The organism is Thermaerobacter sp. PB12/4term (assembly GCF_003403315.2).
Lineage (GTDB): Bacteria > Bacillota > Sulfobacillia > Thermaerobacterales > Thermaerobacteraceae > Thermaerobacter.
In genome coordinates this window covers 2,796,456-2,820,915 of the sequence record NZ_CP048407.1, presented here as the reverse complement: position 1 = coordinate 2,820,915, position 24,460 = coordinate 2,796,456, and the positions used below count along the sequence as shown (strand labels likewise).

27 protein-coding genes and 1 tRNA gene are annotated in these 24,460 nt (G+C 71.3%); 27 read left to right on the top strand and 1 reads right to left on the bottom strand.

What is annotated here, in order from left to right; all coding sequences use genetic code 11:
• The first annotated feature begins 841 nt into the window (after window positions 1-841).
• The 11 genes from rpmH to DYI95_RS11870 all read left to right on the top strand — a co-directional run bounded on the left by rpmH (window position 842) and on the right by DYI95_RS11870 (window position 9,069).
• Entirely contained in the window at window positions 842-976 is a 135-nt protein-coding gene (gene rpmH / locus DYI95_RS11920) for a 50S ribosomal protein L34 (protein WP_006902750.1), read from the top strand.
• Between the two features lie 12 nt (window positions 977-988).
• The gene (gene rnpA, locus DYI95_RS11915) at window positions 989-1,411 is read left to right on the top strand and encodes a ribonuclease P protein component (protein ID WP_116899648.1); all 423 of its coding nucleotides are present in this window, start codon (window positions 989-991) and stop codon (window positions 1,409-1,411) included.
• A complete protein-coding gene (gene yidD / locus DYI95_RS11910; protein WP_203530805.1) occupies window positions 1,411-1,710 on the top strand; it encodes a membrane protein insertion efficiency factor YidD in 300 nt (99 codons plus the stop codon). The genes rnpA and yidD overlap by 1 nt, the downstream gene beginning before the upstream one ends.
• Before the next feature lie 160 nt (window positions 1,711-1,870).
• Complete coding sequence (locus DYI95_RS11905) at window positions 1,871-2,530, top strand: YidC/Oxa1 family membrane protein insertase (protein WP_116899649.1); 660 nt, start codon at window positions 1,871-1,873, stop codon at window positions 2,528-2,530.
• A complete protein-coding gene (gene jag, locus DYI95_RS11900) occupies window positions 2,511-3,206 on the top strand; it encodes an RNA-binding cell elongation regulator Jag/EloR (protein ID WP_116899650.1) in 696 nt (231 codons plus the stop codon). The genes DYI95_RS11905 and jag overlap by 20 nt, the downstream gene beginning before the upstream one ends.
• A gap of 65 nt (window positions 3,207-3,271) precedes the next feature.
• Window positions 3,272-4,012 carry a 16S rRNA (guanine(527)-N(7))-methyltransferase RsmG gene (rsmG, locus tag DYI95_RS11895; protein WP_116899651.1) on the top strand — a complete coding sequence of 247 codons (741 nt, stop codon included), beginning with the start codon at window positions 3,272-3,274 and terminating at the stop codon, window positions 4,010-4,012.
• Between the two features lie 429 nt (window positions 4,013-4,441).
• Window positions 4,442-5,419, top strand: a complete 978-nt coding sequence (locus tag DYI95_RS11890; protein ID WP_116899652.1) for a ParB/RepB/Spo0J family partition protein — start codon at window positions 4,442-4,444, stop codon at window positions 5,417-5,419.
• A gap of 237 nt (window positions 5,420-5,656) precedes the next feature.
• Window positions 5,657-6,439, top strand: a complete 783-nt coding sequence (locus tag DYI95_RS11885; RefSeq protein WP_116899653.1) for a ParA family protein — start codon at window positions 5,657-5,659, stop codon at window positions 6,437-6,439.
• Complete coding sequence (locus tag DYI95_RS11880) at window positions 6,411-7,307, top strand: ParB/RepB/Spo0J family partition protein (RefSeq protein WP_116899654.1); 897 nt, start codon at window positions 6,411-6,413, stop codon at window positions 7,305-7,307. The genes DYI95_RS11885 and DYI95_RS11880 overlap by 29 nt, the downstream gene beginning before the upstream one ends.
• 28 nt (window positions 7,308-7,335) lie before the next feature.
• The gene (locus DYI95_RS11875) at window positions 7,336-7,953 is read left to right on the top strand and encodes a DUF4446 family protein (RefSeq protein WP_116899655.1); all 618 of its coding nucleotides are present in this window, start codon (window positions 7,336-7,338) and stop codon (window positions 7,951-7,953) included.
• A 144-nt stretch (window positions 7,954-8,097) separates the two neighbouring features.
• Entirely contained in the window at window positions 8,098-9,069 is a 972-nt protein-coding gene (locus tag DYI95_RS11870; RefSeq protein WP_116899656.1) for a diacylglycerol kinase family protein, read from the top strand.
• A gap of 90 nt (window positions 9,070-9,159) precedes the next feature.
• Here DYI95_RS11870 and yyaC read toward each other — a convergent pair whose 3' ends face one another.
• Entirely contained in the window at window positions 9,160-10,137 is a 978-nt protein-coding gene (yyaC, locus tag DYI95_RS11865; protein WP_116899657.1) for a spore protease YyaC, read from the bottom strand.
• Window positions 10,138-10,516: 379 nt separating this feature from the next.
• Here yyaC and DYI95_RS11860 point away from each other — a divergent pair, with 379 nt between their 5' ends.
• The 16 genes from DYI95_RS11860 (at window position 10,517) to DYI95_RS11785 (ending at window position 24,437) form a co-directional block, all read left to right on the top strand.
• Window positions 10,517-11,728 carry an ABC transporter substrate-binding protein gene (locus DYI95_RS11860; RefSeq protein WP_116899658.1) on the top strand — a complete coding sequence of 404 codons (1,212 nt, stop codon included), beginning with the start codon at window positions 10,517-10,519 and terminating at the stop codon, window positions 11,726-11,728.
• A gap of 272 nt (window positions 11,729-12,000) precedes the next feature.
• Window positions 12,001-12,903 (top strand): branched-chain amino acid ABC transporter permease, encoded by a 903-nt coding sequence (locus DYI95_RS11855; RefSeq protein ID WP_116899872.1) that lies wholly within the window; start codon window positions 12,001-12,003, stop codon window positions 12,901-12,903.
• A gap of 19 nt (window positions 12,904-12,922) precedes the next feature.
• Window positions 12,923-14,011: a branched-chain amino acid ABC transporter permease gene (locus tag DYI95_RS11850; RefSeq protein ID WP_116899659.1), complete on the top strand. Its 1,089-nt coding sequence runs from the start codon at window positions 12,923-12,925 to the stop codon at window positions 14,009-14,011.
• Between the two features lie 218 nt (window positions 14,012-14,229).
• Window positions 14,230-15,000, top strand: coding sequence for an ABC transporter ATP-binding protein (locus tag DYI95_RS11845; RefSeq protein ID WP_203530802.1), 771 nt, complete (start codon window positions 14,230-14,232; stop codon window positions 14,998-15,000).
• Entirely contained in the window at window positions 15,000-15,710 is a 711-nt protein-coding gene (locus DYI95_RS11840; RefSeq protein WP_116899661.1) for an ABC transporter ATP-binding protein, read from the top strand. Before DYI95_RS11845 ends, DYI95_RS11840 begins: the two co-directional genes overlap by 1 nt.
• 155 nt (window positions 15,711-15,865) lie before the next feature.
• Window positions 15,866-16,645 carry a CvpA family protein gene (locus tag DYI95_RS11835; protein WP_116899662.1) on the top strand — a complete coding sequence of 260 codons (780 nt, stop codon included), beginning with the start codon at window positions 15,866-15,868 and terminating at the stop codon, window positions 16,643-16,645.
• A gap of 149 nt (window positions 16,646-16,794) precedes the next feature.
• A complete protein-coding gene (locus DYI95_RS11830; RefSeq protein WP_116899663.1) occupies window positions 16,795-17,037 on the top strand; it encodes a DUF951 domain-containing protein in 243 nt (80 codons plus the stop codon).
• A 284-nt stretch (window positions 17,038-17,321) separates the two neighbouring features.
• Window positions 17,322-17,615 carry a 30S ribosomal protein S6 gene (gene rpsF / locus DYI95_RS11825; RefSeq protein WP_006902771.1) on the top strand — a complete coding sequence of 98 codons (294 nt, stop codon included), beginning with the start codon at window positions 17,322-17,324 and terminating at the stop codon, window positions 17,613-17,615.
• A 130-nt stretch (window positions 17,616-17,745) separates the two neighbouring features.
• On the top strand, window positions 17,746-18,168 hold the full coding sequence (locus DYI95_RS11820) for a single-stranded DNA-binding protein (protein WP_116899664.1): 423 nt from the start codon (window positions 17,746-17,748) through the stop codon (window positions 18,166-18,168).
• Window positions 18,169-18,191: 23 nt separating this feature from the next.
• Window positions 18,192-18,419: a 30S ribosomal protein S18 gene (gene rpsR, locus DYI95_RS11815; RefSeq protein ID WP_006902773.1), complete on the top strand. Its 228-nt coding sequence runs from the start codon at window positions 18,192-18,194 to the stop codon at window positions 18,417-18,419.
• Between the two features lie 360 nt (window positions 18,420-18,779).
• Window positions 18,780-19,124 carry a MazG-like family protein gene (locus DYI95_RS11810; RefSeq protein ID WP_006902774.1) on the top strand — a complete coding sequence of 115 codons (345 nt, stop codon included), beginning with the start codon at window positions 18,780-18,782 and terminating at the stop codon, window positions 19,122-19,124.
• A gap of 125 nt (window positions 19,125-19,249) precedes the next feature.
• The gene (gene rplI, locus DYI95_RS11805; protein WP_116899665.1) at window positions 19,250-19,699 is read left to right on the top strand and encodes a 50S ribosomal protein L9; all 450 of its coding nucleotides are present in this window, start codon (window positions 19,250-19,252) and stop codon (window positions 19,697-19,699) included.
• A gap of 4 nt (window positions 19,700-19,703) precedes the next feature.
• A complete protein-coding gene (dnaB, locus tag DYI95_RS11800; protein WP_116899666.1) occupies window positions 19,704-21,038 on the top strand; it encodes a replicative DNA helicase in 1,335 nt (444 codons plus the stop codon).
• A gap of 80 nt (window positions 21,039-21,118) precedes the next feature.
• On the top strand, window positions 21,119-22,426 hold the full coding sequence (locus DYI95_RS11795) for an adenylosuccinate synthase (RefSeq protein ID WP_116899667.1): 1,308 nt from the start codon (window positions 21,119-21,121) through the stop codon (window positions 22,424-22,426).
• A 147-nt stretch (window positions 22,427-22,573) separates the two neighbouring features.
• A tRNA-Asp gene (locus DYI95_RS11790) sits at window positions 22,574-22,646 on the top strand.
• Window positions 22,647-22,964: 318 nt separating this feature from the next.
• Window positions 22,965-24,437 carry a hypothetical protein gene (locus tag DYI95_RS11785; protein ID WP_116899873.1) on the top strand — a complete coding sequence of 491 codons (1,473 nt, stop codon included), beginning with the start codon at window positions 22,965-22,967 and terminating at the stop codon, window positions 24,435-24,437.
• Window positions 24,438-24,460 lie beyond the last annotated feature (23 nt).

Sequence of the window (24,460 nt, the reverse complement as noted above, 5' to 3'; positions counted from 1 at the left end):
GGCACGGTCCTCCTAACGGGTGGGTCCGGATTGTGGATAAGTTGGGGACGGCGTGGTGGGCTGTCCAGAGCCGTCGCGGCGCCGCTGTACCTGACCCGCCCGGTGGTGTGCCCACCGCTTGTCCACGGCTCATCCACAACCTATCCACAGAGCCCCTAACGCAAAAAGACCCTTCCACCACCCGCGCGGGTGGTGGAAGGTCGAAGCTTGTCGGCCCCCTGTACGACATCGAAGGATGGGTCGGTTTAGTTCCCCCTCGCCCGGCCTGTCTCCTGCCGGCTAGGGGAGTCGAGCCGGGCCGGGCGCTGTCGGTGGCGCTTGCGCGGCGCCGATCTATCAACAGCCTATCCACAGGGTGTGAATAAGAAAGGACGTCACGGCGCCCGGCCGGCGGCCACCCCGGCGGGGCTCCACCCCGGCAGGGCGGCGGCATGACGGATGCCTGGATGGAGGGCCGGCGGCAAGATGATAGCAGAGGCCCGGGATCTTCCACAATCGCGAACGGATGAGCTGCCGCCGAAGGGATGAAGCCTGAAAAGATGAAGCCCGGGGGGCCGCCGCTGGGCGGCGGGCCCTGAAGGCGGCGGGTGGTTCTTGCCTGGGCCGGGCCGTGCTGTGGCCCGAGACGCCGACTGCCTAAAGTTTCAGTAGGTGCTGGTGGGGGAAAAGCGAAGGAGAGACCTCACCAGGGTGTCCCAAACGGGACAGCCCGGTCGCGTTGACACTGTCCGGGAGGCGCCGCTATAATGGGCATGCTTTTGAGCCGCCGGAACGGGCTTGCCGTCTGGTTTCCGGCGGCTTTTGCACCGGCCCGCAGGTTTGGAAAGCGGGGTGGAATGGGATGAAGCGAACCTTCCAGCCCAACCGCCGGCGCCGTCACCGTACCCACGGTTTTCTGGTGCGCATGCGCACCCGCGGCGGGCGCAAGGTCCTGGCTCGCCGGCGGCGCAAGGGTCGCCACCGCCTGGCGGTGTGAGGCGAGGGGCGCGTGAGCCTGCCACGGCCCTGGCGCCTGCGACGCGGTGAAGCCTTTCGCCAGGTCCGGCGGCAGGGCCGGTCCTGGAGCAACCGCTGGGTGGTCCTTTTTGCTTGGCGACCGGGCGGGGCCACCGGTGACGAAACGAGCCAGGCAGGGTTCACCGTCGGCCGCCGGCTGGGCAAGGCCGTCAGGCGAAACCGGGTCCGGCGCCTTCTGGCCGAGGCCTACCGCCAGCTGGCCCCCCGGGTGGAAGGTGGCTGGTGGCTGGTGTTCGTGGCCCGCGATGCGGCGGTGGGAATGGATTATGGGACCGCGCGGCGTGCCGTGGAAGACGTCTTGCGCAAGGCGCGGATTCTGAGGCCCCCTCTGGCAGGGGGCCTTCGCGATGCCCGGGATGACGATGCCCGGGACGGGCGGGCGGGGGAGGGGTGATGCATGTGCTGACGCGGGTCGCTCTGGCGCTCCTGGGGTTTTACCGGCGGTGGATCTCGCCCCTCAAGCCGCCTGCCTGTCGCTACACACCGACTTGCTCGGCGTATGCCATGGAGGCCGTGGAGCGCTATGGCGTCTTCCGGGGAGGGTGGCTTGCGGTGCGCCGCGTGCTGCGCTGCCATCCCTGGGCGCCGGGCGGTTATGACCCCGTTCCGCAGCTTTCTCCCGGGAGATGGGTGATGGGCCGTGGCCCGGATCACAGCGCGGGGTCCAAGGCTCTGGGCGACGACTCTGGGTGACGACGCGGGGCAGGCGCAAAAGGGGTCGGCCGGGGCAAGGATTCAGGATACCCGTGGTCGAATTGGCAAAAGATTGTGAAACGACGGCGGCCCGGGGATCCCCCGCCGAGGGGTTGTTCACCGCGGCCGGCTCCGGGATGGCAGAAGGAGGCGCCCCGGTTTGAGCCAGTTGTGGCAGTGGTTCGTCGACCTGATCGAGGCGGGGTTGGAGCTGAGCCGGTCCGCCACCGGCAGCGCTGGCCTGTCCATCATCCTGTTCACCGTGCTGGTCCGCCTCGTGCTTTTGCCCCTTACCTTCTCTCAAATGCGGTCCATGCAGCGTATGCAGGCGCTGCAGCCCGAAGTGGAACGTATCCAAAAAAAATACAAGAACAACCCCCAGAAGGCCAACGAGGCCATCATGCAGCTGTGGCGGGAGAATAACGTCAACCCCGCCGCGGGGTGCCTGCCGCTGCTTATCCAGTTTCCCATCCTTTACGCGCTGTTCATCGCTTTCCGCGATTTCAGTATCGGCTCGTTTCTCTGGATTCCCGACCTGGGCAAGCCAGATCCCTGGTTTGTTCTTCCCATCCTGGCCGGTGTGACCACGTATTTTCAGATGAAGACCTCAATGACCTCCGTCCAGCCCCAGCAGCGCACCATGCTGGTGTTGATGCCCGCGATGCTGACCTTCTTTGCCTGGAGCTTTCCCGCGGGCCTTGCACTCTACTGGGTGACCAGCAACATCTTCTCCATCGTCCAGCAGGTTCTGATGAACCGGCGGCCGGCGCCGGCACCGGCAGGAAAGGGGAAGGCGGGGCATGAGCGCGGCGTTTCGTGAGGTTCTAGGCGCCGGGCCCTGGATCGAAACCCGCGGCCGCACGGTGGAAGAAGCCCTGGAGGCCGCGGCGCGCCAGCTGGGGGTGGGCCGCGAGGCGCTGGAGGCGCGGGTGGTAGCCGAACCGTCCCGGGGGTTCCTGGGTCTGGTGGGGCAGCGGGATGCGGTGGTCCAGGCCCGGGTTCGTCCGACCAAGGCGCGGTTTGCGGCGGCCTTTCTGGAGGAACTGGCCCGGGCAGCCGGACTGGTGGTGCAGGTGTCCGTAGAGGAAGGGCCCGACCGGATCCTGGCCCGGATGGAGGGCGGGCCGGAGCTGGGTGCCCTGATCGGCCGCCGGGGCGTGGCCTTGGAAGCCCTGCAGTACCTGCTCAACGTGGCAGCGGCGCGGGTGAGCGAGGAGCAACGGCGGGTCGTGCTGGACGTGGCGGGATATCGCGAGCGGCGCCGGCAGTCCCTGGAGCGGCTGGCCCTGCGGATGGCGGAGCGCGCGCGGCGGACCCGCCGTCCGGTGGCCCTGGAACCGATGCCGGCGGCCGAGCGGAGGGTGGTTCACCTGGCGTTGCAGAACCACCCGGAGGTGCGAACGGAGAGCACGGGAACGGAACCCTACCGCCGGGTCGTGATCGTGCCGCGCAGGCCGGGTCGGGGTGGCGTCAGCACGGGAACCGGCCGGCCCTGAGGCCGGCCGGCCGTTTTTTTGCAGCCGCCGGCCGGGTCCCGGCGGTTCGGGGCGGAGGTGGAGCGGTGGACGGCCCGCGCTGGCAGGACGAACTGGCGCGCCTGGGGGCGGCCTGCGGGGTGCGGCTCTCCAGGGATGCCTTGGTCGCCATGTGGCGCCACTGGGAGCTGGTTCGCCAGGCCACGGGCCGCTTTAACCTCACCGCCATCCGGGACGACGCGGAGGCGCTGGTGCGGCACTACCTGGATTCGTTGGTGCTGCTCGGGATCGCCGGTCCCTGGGCGGCGGAGGGTTTTCTCGCGGACCTGGGGAGTGGAGCAGGTTTTCCGGGGATTCCCCTGCTGGTGGCCCTGGGGCCCGGCTGGAGGGGCCTGCTGCTGGAATCCCAGGTGAAGAAGGCTGCTTTTCTTCACGAAGCGGTGACCGTGCTGGGTCTGGACGGCCGGGTGACCGTGGAGCCGGTGCGGGCGGAAGAAGCGGGCCGCACGGGTGCCTGGAGGGAGCAGGCCGACGTGGTGGTGGCCCGGGCTGTGGCTCCCCTCAACGTCCTGCTGGAATACGGGCTGCCGCTCTTGCGGGTCGGGGGGCGGCTGTGGGCGTACAAGGGCCCGCGCGTCGCGGAAGAGTGGGAAGCGGGCGGGCGGGCGGCGGCCGTGTTAGGCGGCCGGCTGGTTGGACCGCGGGAAGTGGAGCTTCCGGGGGGAGCGGGGCGACGGGTGCTGGTCGAGGTCCTGAAAGAGGAGCCCACCCCTGCCGCCTACCCACGGCGCGCAGGACTGCCGGCCCGCCGCCCCCTCGGGGAATAGGGAAGGCGACGCCACCGAGGCGGCCCAGGCCAGCAGCGGCGGCCGGGTGATGCGGGGCGGTACTGTCAGTGCGAGGCGCCGCTGTCGTGACGCGGGCCGGACATGCGCCGGACATGGAGGGGCTGCGCCAGGCGGGAGGCAGGGCGGGGCGGGCGGGCGAGGGCCGGCGGCGGGGAAACCGGAAGGAGGAGCAGGTTCCGCAAAGGGCCCGGCGGCACGGCCGCTGGACCGCGTTGGGTCGTGCAGCAGGGGGTGTGTGCAGCCGGCCGGGGCCCCATGGCCGGGGGAGGGCCGGCTGCTGGGGCGGCGGGCGGCCGCCATTGCGGGAGGGAGAAGCCCGCGGGACCGTCAGGAGAGGGTCCGGACGGCCGGTGGCCGGGGCGGGAAGCGGGCGGGTGGGCTGACGTCCGGGGTTGGAGGAGGTCGGCAATGCGGGCAGGGCAGTGGCTGGCATGGATGGGCGGCAACCGGGAAGATGGCCGCAGCAGCCCCGCGGAGGCGGCAGGTGACGGGCGGCCCGGTGGGACGGTCCGGCGGATCCGGCTTGCGGACATCCGGCCCAATCCCTTTCAGCCCAGGGTGGAGTTTGATGAGGGGTCGCTGGCGGAACTGGCCGAATCCATTCGCCGGGTCGGTTTACTGCAGCCGCTGCTGGTTCGGCCAGCCCCAGGTGGCGGCTACGAGCTGGTGGCGGGCGAGCGGCGGTGGCGTGCGGCCCGGCTGGCCGGCCTGGACGAGGTACCCGCCGTGGTCCGCACCATGGGCGACCAGGATGCAGCGGTGCTGGCCCTGGTGGAGAACCTGCAGCGGGAGGATCTGGGCTTTTTTGAGGAAGCAGCGGCGTACCAGGATATTCTGCAGCGGTTCGGGTTGACGCAGGAACAGCTGGCCGCCATGCTGGGGCGGCAGCAGTCGACGGTCGCCAACAAGCTGCGGTTGCTCCGCCTGCCCGTCGGCCTGAGGCAGCGGATCGTGGCGGCGGGGATGAGCGAGCGGCACGCCCGGGCTCTTTTGCGTCTGCCCACCCCGGAGGACCAGGAACGGTTGCTGGAGCTGGCCATCGCCGGGCAGTGGAGCGTTCGGCAGCTGGAAGAGGAAGTGGAACGGGCGCTGGCGGCCGGAAGGGCTGAACCGCCGGCGCGGCGGCGGAAGCGGCGGCTGCAGGGGCTGCGGGCGATCAAAGACGTTCGGATCCTTTTGAACACCGTGCGGGCTGGGGTGGAGACGCTGCGGCGGGCCGGTCTGGCCGCCGAGGTGGAGCAGTCCGAGCAGGCCGAGTGGATCGAGGTGCGGATTCGCATCCCCAAGGCGGCACCCGCCCGCGGTGGCCAGGGAGGGGCTGGCGGGTCAGGATCCGCAGCGGGTTCGGGTGGGGCGAGCGGTACGCCGGGGCGGGAGGCCTGGTAAGCTGGGCCGTCCAGGTTTGGGGGCCGGTTACTGCCCGCCGCGGGGCGGGTTCGTCCCGGGTCCTAACAGGGCAGGGTCCGGGCAACGGCGCGGCAGGAACCCGGTGTGTTCCACGTGGAACATTAGGATGCCCCGCCGCTGCATGAGAGGCCCGCGACGGCCGCAACCCGGAGGCTTGCCGGGGCCCGTCACCCGTAGCGGCCCCGAGTTCCCGGCCGGGAGGAGGCAACTCACCCCGTGGGACGGGTTATCGCCATTGCGAACCAGAAGGGTGGAGTCGGCAAGACGACCACCACCGTCAACCTGGGGGCGTGCCTGGCGGCCCTAGGCCAGCGGGTGCTGGTGGTCGACATCGATCCCCAGGCCAACACCACCAGCGGCTTTGGCCTGGACAAGGGGCGGGTTGGGCGGAGCATCTACGATGTATTGATCGATGACCGCGGCCTGCGGGAGGTGGTCCGCTCGACGGCCATCCCCGGCCTGTTCCTGGTCCCGGCCAACATCGAGCTGGCGGGAGCGGAGCTGGAGCTGGTGGGCATGCTTGGCCGCGAAACCCGCCTGCGCCGGGCGCTGGAGGGGGTGAAGGACGGGTATGACTTCATCCTCATCGACTGTCCCCCGTCCCTGGGGCTCCTCACCCTGAACGCCATGGCTGCGGCCGACGGCCTGCTGGTACCCATCCAGTGCGAGTACTACGCGCTGGAGGGCCTGAGCCAGCTGCTCAACACCCTGCGGGCGGTGCAGGCCCACCTCAATCCCGGCCTGGTGCTGGACGGTGTGGTGCTGACCATGTTCGACGCCCGGACCAACCTCTCCATTCAGGTAGTGGAGGAGGTCAAGCGGTTCTTCCGGGACAAGGTCTTCCGGACCATCATCCCCCGCAACGTGCGCCTGTCGGAGGCCCCCAGCCATGGCCAGCCGGTCATCCTGTACGATGCCCGGTCCCGGGGGGCCGAGGTGTACATGGAACTGGCCAAGGAAGTGGTGGACTATGTCGAGGAACAAGCGCGGGCTGGCTAGAGGGATCGATGTAAAGGGCCTCGATGCCCTGTTGCCCGGGGTCCGTCCGGAGGCCGTGACGGCCGGCCAGCAGGTGGAGCAGGTTCCGGTCGACCGCATCCAGCCCAACCCCTACCAGCCGCGCCGCCAGTTCGACCCCGACGCCCTGGCCGAGCTGGTGGAATCGGTGCGGCAACACGGCATCGTCCAGCCCCTGCTGCTGCGCCCCGAAGGCGACGGGTACCGCCTGGTGGCCGGCGAGCGCCGCTGGCGGGCCGCCCAGGCGGCAGGCCTGGAAACGGTCCCCGCGGTGGTACGGGAGTTCTCCGACGTTGAAATGATGGAGATCGCCCTGGTGGAGAACCTCCAGCGGGAGGACCTCAACCCCATCGAAGAGGCCCAGGGCTACCGGATGCTGTGCGAGGAACTGGGGCTCACCCAGGAGCAGGTGAGCCAGCGGGTTGGCAAGAGCCGTTCCCACATCGCCAACCTGATGCGTCTGCTCTCCCTTCCGGACGACGTGCGGCGGCTGGTGGCCGAGGGGAAGCTCAGCACGGGCCATGCCAAGGTGCTGCTAAGCGTACACTCGCCGGTGGAAATGCGCCGGCTGGCCGCGGAGGTCCTCTCGGAGGGACTGACGGTCCGGCAGCTGGAGCAGCGCGTGGCGGACGGGGGCAAGACCCCCCGGCGCCGTCCGGGACCCAGCCAGCAGCCTGCGCCCGAACCGGAAGTGCAGGACCTGATCGACCGCCTGCAGCGGGCCCTGAACACCCGGGTGGCCCTGCGGGGGCGCGGCCCGCGGGGCCAGATCGTCATCGAATACTACAGCTGGGACGACCTGGAGCGCATCCTGGCCCGGCTGGAATCGCCGGCCGCGGCGTCGTTCTAAGTCCCTCGGAAACGGCAGGGAGACAGGGATGCAGGACTTTCTCGCTTCGTTTTCATGGCAGGACCTCATCCAATTCTTCCGGCAGCTGGTGGCCGCCATCGCGGCCCGCCCCGGCGGGATGGCGGCCGCCTCCCTGGTGATCGCCCTGATCGCGACCTGGCGGGCCGGCGCCGCCCACCGGCGCCTGCGCACCCTGGAGCGCTGGTTGCGCGCCCCGGGACGGAACGGCGTGGCGGCCACCCGCCAGCCCGACGAACCCAGCCTGGGGGACGTGCTGGCCCGGTTGCACCGCCTGGAGGTGGCCCAGGACGATACCGGCCGGCGGGTGATGGAGATGGCGGAAGAACTGGCCCGCTGCGTGCGTCACGTGGCGGTGGTGCGGTTCAACGCCTTTCCCAACACCGGAGGGGAGCAGAGCTTCGCTCTCGCCCTGCTCGACGCCCACGGCAACGGCGCCGTCATCACCACCCTGGCGGGCCGGGAGGAAACGCGGACGTATGCCAAGCCCATCGCCGGCGGCAGTTCCCCCTATCTGCTTAGCGAGGAGGAGCGGGAGGCCATCCGGCGGGCTCTGGCGGGGGAGCCGCCGGCACCGGCGGTGGGCACCCCTGCGCCGGGCCGGGCGGGGCCGCGTTCGACCCGCTAGGGCAGGAAGGGCCTCCCGGGCCGGCTCCAGCGGACCGGAGCGCGGGGAACACATGCGGCCTCGGCATGGCGCCGGGAGCAGCCTATTGCGGGGGCTGTGGAGCGGACGGCCTTGGCCGCACCGTGGCGAGAGGAGTCGATGCGCTTGTCCGGGATCGTGGCCATCGTCAACCCCGTGGCGGGACGGGGGCGGGCCGGCCGGACCTGGCCGGCCTTCGAGGCCGCCCTGAGGCGGCGGGGTGTCTCCCCGGAGGTCTGGTATACTGCGGCGCCCGGAGATGCCCGGGAGATGGCCCGCCGGGCCCGAGAGCGGCACGTGGAGCTGCTGCTGGTCACGGGCGGCGACGGCACCGTCCACGAAGCCGTGAACGGGCTGGGGCCTGGAGGCCCGGCCCTGGTGGTGGTACCCCTGGGAACGGGGAATGACCTGGCGCGCGGCCTCCAGATCAGCCCGACGCCAGAGGGCATTGCGGATGTGGTGACCCGGGGGCACGTGCGCCGGCTGGACCTGGGCCATCTCGAGACGGCCGAGGGCGGGCGCTACTTCGTCAACGTCAGCGGCGCCGGGTTCGACGCCGAGGTCGCCCGCCGGGTATACGAAGAGGGCGGTCCCGGGCGGGGTGCCCTCCCCTATGTCCTCTCCATGCTGCGCACCCTGCGCCGCTACCGCAACGTCCTGATGGAGATCCACGTGGACGGCCGGGTCCACCGCCACGTGTCCCTGATGACGGTGGTCGGCAACTCGCCCTATTACGGAGGGGGCATGCACATCCTCCCAGGTGCGACCCCCGATGACGCCCAGTTTGACATCCTCCTCATCGGGGACCTGGGGAAGCTTGAGACGCTGATGGTCTTTCCGAAGGTCTTCCGCGGCACCCACGTGCGGCACCGCCTGGTCACCTGCCTCCGCGGGGCCACGGTGGAGATCCGCAGCCGCGAGCAGGTGGCCGTGCACGCCGACGGGGAGCCTGCAGGCTACCTCCCGGTGCGTTACCGCAATCACCCCGGAGGCATGGCGGTGGTGGTGCCGGCCGGCGCGGCACGGCATGCGGCGGCAGCCTCCCGGCCGCCCGGGGAAGCTGCGCCCTTCCATCCCCGCAAGGCCCATTCCGACTAGAGGCGGCTCCGTCGCCGGCCCCGGCGGGGGACGCTGCCCCCGGCTACGGCGACCGGCGTTGCAGCGGGCAACGGCCGGGTGGAGGCCGCCCTAACCCTGGGCGGCGCTGCTCCCGGCTGTGGCTTCCGCCGTGTCCCCGGACGTGGTCCCAGGCCGCTGGGAAGCCGCAACCAGGCTGAGGGTCAGCAGCAAGGGGGCGGTCGAATCCGGACGGCCCGGGACCGGTTCACCTGCCGGGGGCCGCCCCTCTACCGCACCGTCAGCGCCCGCGCCGGAGCACCCCGGGCCGCCCGATTTCCCGCCGGCCGGGACGGTGCCGGCGGGTGCCGGGGCGGTCCACCCGGCGCCGGCCGGCACCCGCCGTGCGGTGGATGGCGCCGCGGGCGCCTCATCGCCGCCCGGCCGGAGGTCGCGGGTCGCCCTCAGGGCCACGGGTACCCCGCCGGCGGCTCGCGCCGGGCCCGGCCGCGCAAAGTGCAGGCGGGCGGCCAGGGCGATGCCCGCGGCGATGGCTTCGGCCATCCGCAGGACCAGTCCCAGCCTGGTGTTCTGCAGGACGAAGTACTCCATGAATCCCCCTACGTTGACGGTGCCCGTGACGAACAGGTGACCCACCGCCGGCAGCGACTTGTTGACGCCCGCCCCCGGCTGCAGGGCGCCCCGCCCGGCGCTGATACTGCCCACGTTCTCGCTGCGCCCGAGGCAGGCGTCCACCGCCAGCACGGTGGTGCCGGTCTCCAGGGCGGCCAGCCGGGCGATGGCCTGGTCCAGGTTGCCGGCGTGGACCGGTTCGTCCAGGGTTCCCAGCAACACCACCTCATACCGGGCCACCTCCCCGCTGCGGGCGAGCAGGGTGCCCACCAGGGGCCCGAGGGCATCGCCCGTGGAACGGTCCGTGCCGATGCAGACCACAGCCAGGCGCCGGCTGCCCCGCTGTTCCAGCCAGACGGCCAGAGTCTCGCCCAGTAATTGCCATCCGCGGGGATCCTCTGCCCGGACCCGCAGTTCCGCCCGGAACGGAGGCAGGGCCGGGCCCTCCTGGGCTTGTGGGGTGTCACGTCGCGGCACGCCGGCTCCCTCCCGCCAGAACCGGTATCCCTGGCCGGGCCAGGGCAGAAGCCCGAACTGCCGGGGGACACCGCTGAAGTATATGGCCGGCGCGCGGCAGGGTATTCAGTGGCCCGCGCAAGGGGGCACCTGGCGGCCGCAACGCCTGCAACGCCAGCCAGGGCGGGGAGCGGTGGGGGAGAGCGGCGGGGGCTCGGACCGTCGGCCAGGCCGGGGCGCAAACACAGCCCGGAGCCCGAACCGGTTCCGATTCCCAGGCCCATGGGCGGAATCCATCGCATCTCCGAGCTCCGCATGCGAATAGCTCATCCAGACTGCAGGAGTTGTCCAGTTTTCGTTGAATGTTGGGACTTAAACTTCATGCAGGGGGGATTGTCGGGTGGGTGCAAGGTCCAAGCGCTGGCCGCGCCGGGCGGTCCTGGCCGGTCTGGTGGCGGCATCGCTCCTGCTGGCGGCCTGCGGCGGGGGCGGCGGCGCGCCCAGCTCCGGGGGAGAGGCCGGGGGAGGCGGCGGCGAGGGTGGCGGCACGATCAACATCGGCCTCCTCATGCCGCTGACCGGGCAAATCAGCCAGTTCGGTGAGCAGACCCGCAACGGGGCCCTGCTGGCCATCAAGCAGAAGGGCAACAAGGTGGGGAATTACACCATCAACCCCATCGTGGAGGACGACAAGAACAACGAGACCGAAGCGGTGGCCCGGGTACAGAAGCTGGTCACCGAGGACCAGGTGGTCGCCGTCATCGGGTCGGTCTCGTCGCGCATCTCCATCCCGGTGTCCGAGGTGCTGGAGCAGCAGGGCGTCGTGATGATCTCGCCCACCTCCACGGCGGACTCCCTGACGCCGGGGAAGAAGTGGATCTTCCGGGCCTGCTTCTATGACTCGTTCCAGGGCCAGGTCATGGCCAAGTTCGCCCGCGAGGAGCTGAACGCCCAGACGGCGGCGATCCTCTACGACATGGCGAACCCCTACAGCGAGGGCCTGTACAAGTCCTTCGAGGCGGCCTTCCAGGAGATGGGCGGCCAGGTGGTCAAGGTAGACTCCTACCGCACGGGTGACCAGGACTTCCGGGCCCAGTTGACCAGCATCGCCCAGGCCAATCCGGACGTGCTCTTCCTGCCCGACTATTACGACCCGGTGGGCGTCGTCGCCCAGCAGGCCCGCGAGGTGGGTGTGAAGGCGACCCTGCTGGGGGCCGACGGCTGGGACGACAGCAAGCTCTACGAGCTGGGCGGCGAGGCCATCCTGGACGGGTACTTCTCCAACCACTACTCCATCGAGCAGGAGAATCCCGAGTCGAAGGCCTTCGTCGAAGCCTTCCGCCAGGAGTACGGTGAAGACCCCAGCGCCCTGGCGGCTCTGGGCTACGATGCCGCCAACCTGCTGCTGGATGCCATCCAGCGGGTGATCGACGGCGGCGGCGATCCCACCGACCCGGCCCAGATCCGCGACGCGCTGGAGCAGACCCAGGGCTTCAAGGGCGTGACGGGCACCATCTCCTTCGACGAAAACCACAACCCCATCAAGGACGCGGTGGTATTGCAGACCACTTCCGAAGGGCACAAGTACGTGACCACCGTCTCGCCCCAGTGACACCGGGGCAGGCCGGCGGCGGCCCACACGCAGGGCGGAGGCTGAGAACCCTCCCGGCCCCCACGGGCGCCACCGGCCGGCAAGCATGACCGCACACGAGGGGGGCGGCGCCGCCCGGGTCCGGGCGGCGCCAAGCTTCCCGGCGGTCGGGAGGGTCGGCAACGGTGCAGACGACAGCACAGACAACGGTGCAGAAGGTGGCCGAGGGTGCCAGGGTACGGCGGTGGGGCGTGTTGACCCTGCTCGTCCTGCTGGTCGCCGCCTACGTGGGCATCTATGGCCTGCAACAGCTGATCAACGGGCTGCAGCTGGGCGCGATCTACGCCCTCATCGCCGTGGGCTATACCATGGTCTACGGCGTCGTGAAGATGATCAACTTCGCCCACGGCGACGTGTACATGGTGGGCGCGTACGTGGCCTTTGCCGTGACGGCGGCGGCCGCTGCCGGCGACGTCACGCCGGGCCAGGCGCTGGTGCTGTTCGCGGCGGGCCTGGTGGCGGCCATGGCGGGCTGTGCGCTGCTGGGTGCCCTGATTGAACGCACCGCCTACCGGCCGTTGCGGAACCAGCCCCGGCTGGCGGCCCTGACCACGGCCATCGGCGTCTCCCTGCTGCTGGAAAACCTGATGCAGATCATCGCCGGGCCCAATCCCCGCCCCTTTCCGGGGCTCATCCCCCTGCGCCAGGTCGACCTGGCCGGGATCGTCATCAACCTCCGCTTTGGTGTCGCCTTCCTCATCGCCCTGGTGATGATGGCCGGACTGCAGTATCTGGTCATGCGCACCCGGGTCGGCAAGGCCATGCGCGCCGTGGCCTACGACCTGGACGCGGCACGGCTCATGGGCATTGACGTCAACCGCATCATCGCCGCCGTCTTCATGCTGGGGTCGGCCCTGGCGGCCTGTGCCGGGGTGCTGGTCGGCGTGACCTATGCCCGGATCGACCCCTTCATGGGCATCATTCCCGGACTCAAAGCGTTCGTGGCGGCGGTGCTGGGGGGCATCGGCAGCATTCCCGGCGCCATGCTGGGCGGCCTGCTCATGGGAATGGCCGAGGTAGGGGTTGCGTCCGTCCGTTCGGAACTCACCGGCGCCGTGGCCTTCCTGGTCCTGATCATCGTGCTGCTCTTCAAGCCCACCGGTCTTTTGGGCGAGCGGGTCTACGACAAGGTCTAGCGCCGAAGGAGGTCGTGCGGTGAGCGAGCTGGCACCGGCAACGACAGCCGGACCCTTGCGGGCCACGCCGTGGCCGGTGGTCATCGGCCGCTGGTTGCTGCAGCTGGCGGTGATCGTCGGGATCTATGAATTGCTGCTGGCCTGGGTAGGGGGCAACCGCTACCTGCTGGTGGTCCTGACCCAGGCGGGCATCTACGTGATCCTGGCCGTCAGCCTCAACCTGATCCTGGGCTATACCGGGCAGCTGTCCATCGGCCATGCGGGTTTCATGGCGGTGGGCGGCTACGCCGCGGCCATCCTGACCAAGTTCTTTTCCGTACCCTTTCCGGCGGCGCTGCTGGCGGGGGCCGTGGCGGCAGGCGTAGCGGGCCTGCTGGTGGGTATCCCCAGCCTGCGGCTGCGGGGCGACTACCTGGCCATTGCCACCCTGGGCTTTGGCGAGATCATCAGCGTCCTTCTCTCCCTGATCAACGAGGTGCCTGTGGGGGACCGGGTCATCGACGTGGGCGGCGCCCAGGGGCTGATCGGGATTCCCCGGCACACGAACTTTGCCTGGACTTACCTGGTGGCCGTTCTGGCCATCAAAGTGGTTTGGCACTTCGTCCATTCCACCCACGGCCGCGCCTGCATCGCCATCCGCGAGGACGAGGTGGCGGCCGAGGCCATGGGCATTCCGTCCACCCGCTACAAGGTGCTGGCCTTCACCATCAGCGCCATGCTGGCCGGGGTGGCCGGGGGGCTGTATGCGCACCAGTACCTCTATCTCAACCCCGCCGTAGCGGGCTTCATGAACTCCGTGTTCATCCTGGTGATTGTGGTCATCGGCGGCATGGGCAGCACCACGGGGGCGGTGGCCGCTGCCGTGTTCTTCACCTACACCAACCAGGCGCTGCCCAACTGGATGCAGGCGCTGCACCTGCCCCCGTCCATCGACCCTCCGGCGGTGCGGATGGTGTTGTTCTCCGTGCTGCTGATCGTGGTCATGCTGGTCCGGCCGCGCGGCCTGCTGGGCGGGGTCGAACTCACCTGGGACCAGCTGGGCCGGGCCTGGCGCCTGCTCGCCGGTGCCGGCCGGCAGCGCGGTGTGGCCAGAGGAGGGCAGGCGTGATGGGCGTGCAACGGGAACCCCGGGAAGAAGAACAGGCGCGCAACACCGGCACCCATGCCGGCTACGGCACGGCGGAACCGTACGGGACCGCCCCGGCTGCCGCATCCGGCGCCCGGCCGGGCACGTTCACACCCGGCGGCACGGCCGCTCCCGGCGACCCGGGGATTGTTGGTGAGCCGGACGCCGCCGGGGAGCAGGCCGGCCTGGACACCGGCGCGCTGCCCGTGGTGCTGGAGTGCCGGGACGTCAGCATCCGTTTCGGAGGGCTGGTCGCCCTGGCGGGCTTCAACCTCACCCTGCGCCAGGGGGAGCTGGTGGGACTGATCGGGCCCAACGGCGCGGGCAAGACCACGGTGTTCAACCTGATCACGGGCATCTACCGCCCCACCGCCGGTGAGATCCGCCTGTTCCACCGGCCCATCGCGGGGTTGAAGCCGCATCGCATCACCCAGCTGGGGGTGGCGCGCACCTTCCAGAACATTCGCCTCTTTGGCAACATGACCGTGCTGGACAACGTGCGGACGGCCTTCCACTCCCGTACCCGGACCGGCGTGATCCCGGCCATCCTGCGCACCCGCGGCTTTCACGCGGAAGAACAGGCGGTGACCCGGCGGGCCCTGGAGCTGCTGGACACCCTGCGCCTGGCCCACCGGGCCGAGGAGCTGGCCCGCAACCTGCCCTACGGCGAGCAGCGGCGGCTGGAGATCGCCCGGGCCCTGGCCACGGGGCCCCGCATCCTCCTGCTGGACGAGCCGGCGGCGGGGATGAACCCCAGCGAATCCCGCGAACTGCGGGACCTGATCGAAGAGGTTCACCGCCGGTTCGGCCTGACCACGCTGCTCATCGAACACCACATGGACGTGGTGATGAGTGTCTGCGAGCGGGTGGTGGTCCTTGACTACGGCCGCACCATCGCCGTGGGCACCCCGGATGAGGTGCGCCGCAACCCGGCGGTGATCGCCGCCTACCTGGGGGAGGAGGCGGGTTGATGCTGCTTTCGGTGGAACAGTTGAACGTAGCCTACGGCGCCATCAAGGCCGTCCAGGACCTCTCCCTGGAGGTGGGGGAAGGGGAGATCGTCGCCCTGCTGGGTGCCAACGGTGCCGGCAAGACCACCACCCTGCGCACCATCAGCGGGCTCATCCGGCCCCGGTCGGGGCGCATCGTCTACGACGGTAGGGTGATCACCCAGTGGCCGGCCCACCGCATCGTCGCGGCGGGCCTGGTCCACGTTCCCGAGGGGCGCCGGGTGTTCGCTCCCCTCACCGTCCGCGAGAACCTGGAGCTGGGTGCCTACACGGTGCGCAGCGGGGGCGATGTGGAGGCCCGGATGCGGGAGGTGTTTGCCAGGTTCCCCCGCCTCGAGGAGCGACAGCACCAGCTGGCCGGCACCCTGTCGGGCGGCGAGCAGCAAATGCTGGCCATCGGCAGGGCCCTGATGACCCGGCCCCGGCTCCTGCTGCTGGACGAGCCGTCACTGGGCCTGGCCCCTTTGTTGGTCCGGGAAATCTTCGCTACCATTAAGGAAATCAACCAGCGGGACGGCGTGACCATCCTGCTGGTCGAGCAGAACGCCCACCAGGCGTTGCAGATCGCCCACCGGGCCTACGTCCTGGAAAGCGGGCGAATGGCCCTCGAGGGCCCGGCGGCCCGGCTGATCGACGATCCGCGGGTCCAGGCCGCCTACCTGGGCGCCTAGAGGACCGGCTACCGCGGTGGCCGGCCCGAGGTAGCCCCCGGCGGGCGGCCCTGATGGCGAACGGTTCCCGGCTGGTGATGCGGCAGGCCTTGGGTGGCCGCTTCCCGCCGGGTTCGTCCTGAGCCCGGGGCCTTGAGGCAGGGAGGCAACAGGTCGTGGGGGGCAGTACCGGCGGGCCCGCCCCGGGGGCCGGGGCCTGGGCCCTGGATGCGGGTCTGGCCGCCATGATCCTGGTCGCCGCCTGGCAGGGATACCGGCGAGGCGGCCTGGTGGCGACGGCGGGCCTGCTGAGCTTCGCCGCGGCCGCCTGGTTCGTCGCCACCCGGGCGGCCGCGGTACAGGCGTGGGCGGCCCGTACCGGGCTGCTGCCCCGCCTGGCCGAGCTGCTTCAGCCGGCGGCGGCGGCCTGGCTGCCGCCGGAGGTGGCTCGGGCTCCGGTGCAGCCAGCCTACCTGTTGCGCGTCCTCCATGTGCTGGACGCCATGCCCCTGCCGCCGGGAGTCCGGGCAGAGTGGGCGGATGCCCTGCGGGAGGCCGCTCGGGCCGCCGGGGGGCAGACGACGGTGGCGAACCTGCTGGCCACGGTGCTGGCCTCGGCTGTCATCGCCGACGTGGCCCTGTACGGCCTCCCCCTGGCCGGAGGCCTGGTGCTGTCGGCCGCCGCCCGCCGCCTGGCGGGCACGGTGCACCACCGGGGCTGGGGCGGCTGGGACCGGCTGCTGGGGGTGGTGGCGGGCGGCCTGGAAGGGGCGCTGCTTTTGGCGGGCCTGCTGCTGCTGGCCCGCCAGCTGGCCGGCCTGGCACCCGGCTGGATCGATCCGGCGTGGTGGACCGGGCTGGAGCAATCGCGGCTGGCGGCGGGCCTGCTGGCCCTCGGGGAAGGGGTCTGGGCCGCCCTGGGGCATGGGCGCTTGCCCGCACCCGGGTCCCGTTGAACGTTCCGACCCGGGACCGCCCGGGACCGCCGCAGCCCGGCACGGCCCGGCTCCCTGCGGGGCGGGACGGCCGGGCCCCGGCGGGCGCCGCCGGCGCGGTGCCCGGCGCACTGCGCGCCGCGGGGCGGCACCGTGGGGAGGAGCCCATCATGGCGGGACCGATGAAGTTCTATCTGGGAGACATCGTCCGCATGCGCAAGACCCACCCCTGCGGTTCGGACCGCTGGGAGGTCCTGCGGGTCGGGATGGACTTTCGCATCCGCTGTCTCGGCTGCGGCCATCTGGTGATGATGCCCCGCCGCAAGTTCGAGCGGGCGGTCCGCCAGGTGCTGGGCGGGCCCAACCGCCCGCCCCAGGAGGACCCGGCCCAGGGAACCGGTTCGGCCCCATGACGGGTGCGGCGGCCGGGCAGCGCCCGGTGCCACAGGCCCTGGCGTGGACCGGGTGCGCCGCCTAGGGAGCCGGGCAGCAGAACGCGTTGACACCTGAGGCGGGCCGGGGTTAGAGTTAGCGTGTGGTCCGGCACCGGTTGCCGGGCCCACGGGTCCTTTCCATTGCATCAGCACCGGCGATCCCCATCGGGTACGCCAACAGGCTTCCACGAGCCTTCCTGCTCCCGCCGTTGCCGCCCGGCAACCGGACGGGGGCCATTTGTCCGGAGGAAGGAGGTGCCGTCGTGCGCGCCTATGAACTCATGTACATCACCCGCCCCGACCTGGACGAGGAGGCGGAAAAGGCGCTCCTCGACCGCCTGCAGAAGATCATCACCGACGGGGGTGGCACCGTCGAGCAGGTGGACGTGTGGGGCCGCCGCCGGCTGGCTTACGAGATCGCCGGCTACCGCGAGGGGCACTATACGGTGGTCCAGTTCCAGGGCCCTGCCGGGGTGACCCACGAGCTGGAGCGGGTGATCCGCATCACCGACGACATCATCCGCCACATCATCGTGCTGCGCGAGAAAGTGGCCTGAGGGCCGCCGGGCGACAAGGTCCGCCGCGGGCGCGTGCCCGGAGGCGTCGGCACCCGCGGTGCCGGCCCCCGAAGCCTGCGCCGGCCGGATAGGGCCTGGAGACGGGCCGCGCGGCAAGGAGGTCGCTCCCGTGCTGAATGTGGTGGTCTTGATCGGCCGCCTGGTGCGCGATCCCGAGCTGCGCTACACGCCCAGCGGCGTGGCGGTCGGGGGCTTCACGCTGGCCGTCGACCGGCCCTTTGCCAACCAGCAGGGCGAGCGCGAGGCGGACTTCATCGACATCGTCGTCTGGCGGAAGCTGGCCGAGACCTGTGCCAATCATCTGAGCAAGGGCCGCCTGGTGGCCGTTCGGGGACGGCTGCAGGTCCGCAGCTACGAGACCCAGGACGGCCAGCGCCGGCGCGTGGCCGAAGTGGTGGCTGACGACGTCCGTTTCCTTGACCGGGGGCCGGGCGGGGAGCGGGCCGTTCCCGGCGGCGGCTCCCCGGCAGGCGAGGACCTGGCCGACTTCGGCGACGTGACGGGCCTGCCGGACGACGACATCCCCTTCTGAATCCTGAGGAGGTTGGAGCCATCATGGGGCGCCGTGACCGGCGCAAGCGGCGCAAGGTCTGCGAGTTCTGCGTCAACCGCATCGCGGTGGTGGACTACAAGGACAGCGCCCGCCTGCGCAAGTTTCTCACGGAGCGGGGCAAGATCCTGCCGCGCCGCATCACCGGCAATTGCGCGGGGCACCAGCGCCAGCTGACCCGGGCGATCAAGCGGGCGCGCATCATGGCCCTGCTGCCGTTCACCATCGAGTAAACCGTTCGCAGGGCGTGAGCCGTTCACCAGCGCCGCGCCGCACGGCCCGGCGCGACCCGGTAAGCCGGTGCCGCAGCTGGGTTCCGGCCGGCCGTGATGCACCGGTCCGGCGGCGGACCGGCCGATCGCGGCAGCTCACGCCAGGTCAGGGCCCGCCACCGGCGGGCCTTCCCTGTCGCTGGGCCGGGCATCGCCGGCGCCGCCGTCCGGCAGCGGCGCATCAGCGGGCCGGACCGTCCGGCTGTCAACGGGTACGGCGGGCAAAGGGAACCACCCGGGCGTCGCCGAAGGAAAGAAGCCCTGGGGCCGCCCGCCCCGTGGCGGCGACCACGCCCGGGGGAGAAGGAAGGAGCACCAGCGGTGGACGACCCGGTGCCGGGGCTCGACATCACCGAAAGCCTGCAGGTGCTGGACTGGCTCAAGGCCGAGCTGGTCGCGGCCGCCGGGGCGGTGCTGCGTGCCGGGGTGGCACGGGAGCCGGCACGCTTGCTGGAAACCCTGGCTGCCCTGCAGATCACGGTCTACGCCCTGGCCCGCCGCTGGGGCATCCCACTGGAACGCCTGGACGCCGAGGTGGCCCGCCGCCTGGCCGCGGAGGCGCTCAGCGGCCACTATCTGGAGGACCGGTTCGGTGACCTGAGCGCCATCCGCCAGCACCTGGAGCGCCGCGGGCGGCCGCAGGAGACGGGCCAGGGATCCGGGTGAAAGCCATACACCCGGACCGCCGGCTGGCCCACCCGGCCTGCAGCGGCGCCGGATGGCCGCCGGCAGGCGCCGGGCGGCCGCCGGCGGAGGGACGGGGCGGTACCTGAGGGCAGGGGGCGAGAAACATGAAGGTGGTCTTGCTGCAGGACGTCAAGGGGCTTGGCCGCAAGGGCGACATCAAGGACGTGGCCGACGGCTACGCCCGCAACTTCCTCCTGCCGAAGGGCCTGGCCCGGGAGGCCACCCGCGAGGTGCTGAACCAGATCCAGCAGCAGGAGGCGGCCCGGCAGCGGCGCGCCCGCCAGGAGCTGGAGCAGGCCCGGTCCCTGGCCCATCGGCTGGACGGCCGCGCGGTGGAGGTGCGCGCGCGGGCCGGAGAGAGCGGCCGCCTGTTCGGTTCGGTGACCAGCCAGGACGTGGTGGAGGCCCTGGCCCGGACCTTCGGCGTCAAGATCGATCGCAAGCGGGTCGAGCTGCCGGAACCGCTGCGGCAGCTGGGTTCCTACGACGTGGTCCTGCGCCTGCACCCTGAGGTGACCTGCCGCATCACCGTGGTGGTGCGCCCGGAGGCGTGAGACCGTGAGCACCCTGCCACCACCCGACCGGGTTCCTCCGCAGAATGTGGAAGCGGAGCAATCGGTGCTGGGCGCCATTCTGATCGATCGCGAGGCCCTGGCCCGGGTCCTGGAGATCCTGGAGCCCTCCCACTTCTACCGGGAAGCCCACCAGCGCATCTTCGAGGTGGCTGCCGAACTCTTCGAGCGCGGGGAAGCGGTCGACACCATCACCCTCAGCGAGGCCCTGCGCCAGCGGGGCTGGCTGGAACGGGTCGGCGGGCTGACCTATTTGACATCCCTGGCCAATGCCGTCCCCACGGCGGCCAACGCCGAGCACTATGCCCGCATCGTCGAGGAGAAGGCGCTGCTGCGCCGGCTGGTGGCCGCGGCGACGGACATCGCCCGGCGCGCCTACGAGGGCCAGGATCCGGCGGAGGAACAGCTGGACGCGGCCGAGCAGGCCATCTTCGCCATCGCCCAGGACCGCCGGCGGCAGGGGTATGCCGCCATCCGCGACGTGCTGGTGGACACCTTCGAGCACATCGAGCGCCTCTACCTGCACCAGGGCGAGACCATCGGCGTGCCCACGGGCTTTCGCGACCTGGACAGCATGCTGGCGGGCCTGCACCCGTCCGAGCTGATCATCCTGGCGGCGCGGCCCTCCCAGGGCAAGACGACCCTTGCCCTGAACATGGTGGCCCACGCCGCCGCCCATGGCTATCCCGTGGGCGTCTTCAGCCTGGAGATGTCCCGCGACCAGCTGGCCATGCGCCTCCTGGCGGCGGAGGCGCGGCTGAACCAGCAGCGTCTCCGCACCGGCATGCTGGCCGAGGACGACTGGCCACGGCTCACCGACGCCATCGGCCGGCTCAGCGAGCTGCCGGTGTTCATCGATGACACGCCCAACCTCTCCATCATGGAAGTACGGGCGCGGGCCCGGCGCATGAAGGCGGAACACGACATCGGCCTGCTGGTCCTGGATTACCTGCAGCTCATGCACACCCGGGGCCGTGCCGAAAGCCGCCAGCAGGAGATCTCCGAGATCTCGCGGTCGCTCAAGGCGCTGGCCCGGGAGCTCAAGGTGCCGGTGCTGGCCCTGTCCCAGCTGAGCCGCGCCGTGGAGCAGCGGCAGGACCGGCGCCCGCAGCTGTCGGACCTGCGGGAGTCGGGGGCCATCGAGCAGGACGCCGACGTGGTGCTGTTCATCTACCACAACCCGGAGGACGCTGCCGAGAACGTGGTGGAGATCATCGTGGCCAAGCAGCGCAACGGCCCCACAGGGTCGGTCAAGCTATACTTCCTGAAGGAGTTCGGCCGTTTCGGCAACCTGGACACCACCCGCTACGCGGCGGGCTAGGGAACGGGGTACAGGCAAGCCGGGCCCGGGCCGGCAACGCACGCCCCAGGCCAGGGCGGGGAATAAGAAAGGGGACGCCCATGTCCACGGTGGTGATCGTCGGCGCCCAGTGGGGCGACGAGGGCAAGGGGAAGATCACGGACTACCTGGCGGAACAGGCGGACATGGTGGTGCGGTACCAGGGCGGCGCCAACGCCGGCCACACGGTGGTGGTCGACGGCCGGGAGTACCGGCTCCACCTGATTCCCTCGGGCATCCTGCACGGCAAGCGCTGCGTCATCGGCAACGGGGTGGTGCTGGATCCGGCCGTGTTCCTCCGGGAGATCGAATATCTGGAGGAACGGGGCCACGCCGTGGACGCCGTCGCCGTAAGCGGCGCCGCCCACGTCATCATGCCCTACCACAAGCGCCTGGATGAGCTGGAGGAGGCCGGGCGGGGCGAGGACCGCATCGGCACCACGCGCCAGGGCATCGGGCCCGCCTACCGCGACAAAGCGGCGCGCACGGGCATCCGGGTCGACGACCTGTTGGACGAGGCCCAGTTCCGCCGCCTGCTGCGCCGCAACCTGGACCAGGTCAACCGTCTGCTGGAGCGGGTCTACGGCGTGGAGGGGTACGACTACGATCAGATGCTCCAGGAATATCTGGAGTACGCCGAGCGGCTGCGGCCCTTCGTGACCGATACCTCCCGCCTCATCAACGATGCCATCGACGCCGGCCAGCGGGTCCTGTTTGAGGGCGCCCAGGGGACCATGCTGGATCTGGACCACGGGACGTATCCCTATGTGACCTCGTCCTACCCCACGGCGGCCGGCGCGTGCATCGGCGCGGGCGTCGGGCCGACGCGGATCGACCAGGTCATCGGGGTGGCCAAGGCTTACACCTCGCGGGTGGGCGACGGCCCCTTCCCCACCGAGCTGCTGGACGAGACGGGCGACTGGATCCGGGAGCGGGGTCATGAGTACGGCACCACCACGGGGCGGCCGCGGCGCTGCGGCTGGCTGGACGCCGTGGTGTTGCGCTACGCGGCCCGGGTTTCTGGCTTGACGGGCTTGGCCATCACCCGCCTGGACACCCTGGGCGGCCTGGACACCGTGCGCATCTGCGTGGCCTATGAGCTGGACGGGCGGCGGGTCGAGGATTTGCCACCCGGCGCCCTCAAGTTGGCCCGCTGCCGGCCCATCTACGAGGAATTGCCCGGCTGGCCGGCCGACTTCTCGGGCCTCACCCGTTGGGAGGAGGTCCCCGCTGCGGCGCGCCGGTACCTGGAGCGGGTCGCCGAGCTGGTGGGCGTGCCCGTGGTGCTGGTGTCCATCGGCCGCGAGCGCGCCCAAACCCTGGGGTTGCGCGACGTTTTCGTGCCGCGGGGCGCGGGCGGCCTGGGTTGACGGTGCCGGCCCAGCGCGCGGGCAGCGCCCGTTGACACCCGCCGGGGCCGGTGCTAGAATGACCATCGCGCCCGGCGCCGCCGGGACCGTTCCTTCCGAGGTCCCCGAACTCCGGCGGGAGCCGCTGGGGCGGCGGGTGCCGCGGGTGGAGGCGTGGTGTAGTGGTTAACACACCGGCCTGTCACGCCGGAGATCGCGGGTTCGATCCCCGTCGCCTCCGCAAGACCATGTGACCGGTACCAGCCTGGACGGCTAGGCCGGTAACCGCCGGCCGGACCGCAGCCAGGCAGCCGGTGGCGACCCGGAACCGGGGCGCCCGGTCCCTTGGGGGACCCGGGCGCCCCGGCCTTTTGTGCCGCTTCTTGCCGCTTGGCGCTGCGGCCCGGGTGATTCCAGGGCCTCATGGGTAGACCCGCGAGCTTGGCGGAACGCGGCAGGAACGGCCGCCGCCGCTGGCGAAGGCCGGTTGACGAGGCAAGCCCGGCCGGACCGGGCCGGCCGGCGCCTGGCGCGGGCAGCGGATGGCGGCGGTGATGGCATGGGCCGAGGGGTCAAGCATCCAGGGCGGGGCGGCATCATCGATACCCGGGGACCAGGGCCGCGGCCCCCAAGACGTCCCCTGCGGGTACTGGCGCGCTGGTTCCTGATGGCTGTTGTCGCTGGCGCGGCGGCACTGGCGGGGCCGCTGGCGACGGGGCCCGCAGCCGCCGAGGACGGCCTTCCGCCGGTGGTAGCAGGACCCGCGGTAGGGGGCGTGGTACCGGTGGCCGGCGCCGTGCCCGTGGAGGTCAGCCGCCTGGTCTTGTCGGTGAACGTGGAGGCCGAGGAGGCCACCCTCTCCCTGCTGCCCGCCCGGGTGACGGCCACGGTGGAGGCACGGTACACCCTGCGCCTGGCCGGCGAGTCTGGTCGCCCGCGCGCGGTGTCGCTGCGGTTTCTGGCGCCCCCGGAGGTCGACGCCCTATGGGACGGGCGGCCGGCCGAGCTGTATCCCGGCGTCTACCCCGGCGAGCAGCCCGGACAGCCGGCGGGCACCGGCACGGAACCCGGACCCGGCACCAGGGCGCCTTGGCCGCCCGCTGGCGCCGGGCTGTGGCTCGACCCGCTGGCGGGCGGGTTCTACCCCGTCCCGTCGCCACCGGCCGCCCTGGTTGCCAGCCAGGCCCTGGGGACCGACGTCATCCTTCGCCCGGGACAGAGCCACGAACTTCTCCTGCGCTTTCCCCGCGTGGCCCTGGGGTGGGAGACCAGCAGGTACCTGTCGCCCGTCTACCAGCTGGAGGTTCCACTGTCCCCGGAGGCATGGGCCGGTTTCGGCCCCGTCGACGTGCACGTGGCGGTGCCGCCGGGTTACGTGGCCGGTGTGGCTGCAACCGGCCCTGACCAGGGAGGCCCGGAACCTGCTTCTGCCGGTCAGGGGCTCCGCGACGAGGCCGGCCGCGCCGGATCCCGGCCGGGGGCTTACGGCTATCACCGCTGGGAGACGGCGCCGCCCCGGGTGGTTGTCGCCACGACGGCCACCACCGGCATGTGGGGCCGGGTGGTGACCCGCCGCCGGGACGTGCTCTGGCTCCTGGTGGTAACCTGGACGGTCTTCGCGCTGGCGCGTGCGGGCCTGTGGCGGATCGGGCGGCGGCCTGACGGCTGGGCCTGGGCGGCCCTGCCCGCGTTGCTGATTCTTCCCCTGGCGGCCGGATGGGTGTCCTGGCACAGCCTGCGGGTGCCCCTGTGGGGCTACCCGTTCTCCCTCCTGCAATACGCCCTGTGGGTGGGCGGCGGCCTCTACGTGGCAGGTCGCCTGTTGGGCGACCTGGGCGGCTTTCTCTGGCTGCGCTGGCTGTACCGGCGCTCGCGGAGGCGGGCCCGGGAATTCCCGGCTGGGGGCGGCCCCGCAGGGCCGGCGGGTACGGCAGGGCTTCAGGAGCCATCCGAGCCGTCCCCTGAAGGCGCGCGCCCCGTTCCCCGCGGCAGCGGGCCGGGCGGCTTGACGGCTCCCGCCGGCGGGTCCTAGAATGGGTGTGGCCTATCGCCGGG